Below are 1,919 nucleotides of genomic sequence, written 5' to 3'. Positions count from 1 at the left end.
GAACAGAGTTATCTGAACAGAATACACCTAACTACGCGACCAACACGGGATTGTCGGGGCCTCAAAGAAATTCATAAGGCACAGCATAGAGCGATACCCTTGGAAACCTTTGATGTGGTGTTAGGTAAGTCAATTGAAACTGACTATGACTCATTGGCGCAAAATTAGTTAACTCGAATCGGGGTGGTTACTGTTTCGAGCTGAATAGCTTACTGCTGTTGGCGTTATGCCATTTTGGTTTTAATGCACGCCCCATACTTGGAAGAGTGCATCTCTCAGGGGAGGTAACAGGGCGAGGGCACCTTCTGATCCTTGCTGAACTAATCAGGTATGAGCTGGATTGTTGATGCGGGGTTTGGTTCACAAACGCCCTAGGCTCCAATACCCCTTATCCTCGATAAAGAGGTATTAGTTGATCATCAAGGATTTAAGCTTTGTAAACACGACATGTATGGAACGATGCTGCAGAGGCCAAATTCACTATGCCACTTCAAAACGTGTTTCACAAAGGCGGGTGCAATTTGCACTGTTCGCCACTCTTAGTGAGACGGCCGAAAGACGGGTGTTTATTACCTTTTTGCTCACCAGATTAACAGTATTCTGGCCTTAGCCATTGAAAATAAGCAGCTTTGCGATGGAACCCGGTGAGGATTTAACTAAACTGGATGCAGAGTGTTGGAGGTAGTATCCATGGAGCCATTAACTAAAGCGCAGTTTGATCAGCAGTACACCTTCGAGCACCTTAGGGAATTGTCGGTGTTTGGTGCTCTGACCCAGGACTTTGTCGAACATCTACTGGATCAGTGCGAGATATACCGCACGGAGCCCGGCGATCTGCTATTCCGGGATAGCCAGTCTCCGAACGGTTTTTACATACAGATCGAAGGTGATAGCACGCTCTATTGTGGCCCACAGCTAAAAAACCAAATCGTTAACGTTCTCAGGCCTGGCGAATGCGTTGGTTTTATCAGCATGCTCTCAATGAATCCGGTGATTGGGGATGTAACACCGACAGTGGGTTCTGTAGTCCTGCATATTCGAAACCCTCTGTTTGCCTCCCTGCCGGAAATCGATGGTGAGCAGTCCTTCATCCTGTTAATGAACCTGACGCGTAATATCTGCCGCGCCTATATCAAACATGCGATTCAGGAATAGCTAAACCTGAACGTTGCTCAGAAATTCGCTATACCGCGCCAGCGCACCTTGCCTGAACGTACCCATCTCTCAGTCTGCTTTCGCAACCTATAAGTCAGTTACCGAGATAGTACGGACAACTCAGTAGACTCACGCCATCAACTATTTTGGTTCTTTTCACTGATTTTCTAATCACCACATTGGTCTGATCGCTTAGAAATCATCCGTTGACCTGTCTACTGCTTCACAGTTTATGATGGTTTTATATGGGGGGTAGCGCTCCTTCAAGAGGAACCATTTATGTATCGAATATCAGAACTGGCGGAGCAGGTTGGACTATCACGCACCACATTACTGTATTACGAAAAGCTAGGGCTGATCGAAGGGAAACGACTCGGTAATGGTTATCGCATATACGGCGAATACGATGTCCAACGCTTGCGGTTGATACAGCAGCTCCATGCCGGAGGGCTCACGCTAAATGAATGTAAAGCATGCTTAAACGCCAGGATAGATCGACAGGTTCTGCTGAATCGATTATCTCAATTAGATGATGAAATCGCCGAAAAGCAGAGCGCCAGACGCTTGCTCGCAGCGCTGTTAGGAGAAACAGGCCATAAAGAATGGCACGAGACCATCGATAGAGTTGCACCCGATGTACATTTAGATTGGCTAATAAAACAAGGCTTCAACGAAAAAGAAGCCCTAAGATTAAAGTGGTTATCAAAGAATATGAATGAACATGAACGTTACATGGCTGACTTTCTCCGTGTATATGAAGCACT

Annotated in this window: 3 protein-coding genes; all 3 read left to right on the top strand. The window is 46.2% G+C overall.

From position 1 onward, the window contains the following. The first annotated feature begins 152 nt into the window (after window positions 1-152). The gene (locus ABYW01_RS20560) at window positions 153-347 is read left to right on the top strand and encodes an arylamine N-acetyltransferase (RefSeq protein ID WP_372836363.1); all 195 of its coding nucleotides are present in this window, start codon (window positions 153-155) and stop codon (window positions 345-347) included. Window positions 348-690: 343 nt separating this feature from the next. Beyond that, on the top strand, window positions 691-1,155 hold the full coding sequence (locus ABYW01_RS20555; protein WP_372836361.1) for a cyclic nucleotide-binding domain-containing protein: 465 nt from the start codon (window positions 691-693) through the stop codon (window positions 1,153-1,155). 279 nt (window positions 1,156-1,434) lie between these two features. Then, on the top strand, window positions 1,435-1,919 hold a 485-nt coding region (locus ABYW01_RS20550; protein WP_372836360.1), incomplete at its 3' end, for a MerR family transcriptional regulator.

This window comes from Pontibacterium sp. (assembly GCF_041587635.1).
GTDB lineage: Bacteria > Pseudomonadota > Gammaproteobacteria > Pseudomonadales > Balneatricaceae > Pontibacterium.
The sequence above is the reverse complement of the archived record's forward strand: the minus strand, read 5'-3'. Positions and strand labels throughout refer to the sequence as shown.

Bases quoted from the DNA above. Each gene is read 5' to 3' on its own strand.
- ABYW01_RS20555 (WP_372836361.1), top strand. From the start codon at position 691: ATGGAGCCATTAACTAAAGCGCAGTTTGATCAGCAGTACACCTTCGAG.